1 protein-coding gene is annotated in these 480 nt (G+C 70.0%); it reads right to left on the bottom strand.

Features of this window, described 5'->3' with window-relative positions:
• The coding region (locus C3492_RS43895) for a sigma-70 family RNA polymerase sigma factor (protein ID WP_146075821.1) at positions 1-480 on the bottom strand (480 nt) is incomplete at both ends.

A 480-nucleotide genomic window follows, 5' to 3' on the forward strand; every position in this document is an offset into this window, starting at 1 on the left:
AGCCGGGAGACGTGCATCTGGGAGACGCCGAGGCGTTCGCCGATCTGGGCCTGGGTGAGTTCCTCGACGAAGCGCATGTGGATGATCTGCCGGTCCCGCTCGTCGAGTTCGGCGATCAGGGGGGCCAGGGCGTGGAAGTCCTCCACCAGCTCCAGGGCCGCGTCCTCGGTGCCGATGAAGTCCTGGAGGGCCGCCTCGCCCTCCTCGCTGCCGTTGATCGCGGCGTCGAGGGAGGCGGAGTTGTAGCCGTTGGCGGCCAGGCGGGCCTCGCGGACCTCGTCCTCGGACAGGCTCATCAGCTCCGACAGTTCCTTGTCGGTCGGGGTGCGGCCCAGCCGGCTGCGCAGTTCCTCGGTGGCGCGGGCGAGCTGGACGCGGGCCTCCTGGAGGCGGCGGGGCACGTGCACGGCCCAGGTGGTGTCGCGGAAGAACCGCTTGATCTCGCCGACGATGTAGGGGATGGCGAAGGAGGTGAACTCC

The sequence above is a fragment of the Streptomyces sp. Ru62 genome (assembly GCF_002920615.1).
GTDB lineage: Bacteria > Actinomycetota > Actinomycetes > Streptomycetales > Streptomycetaceae > Streptomyces.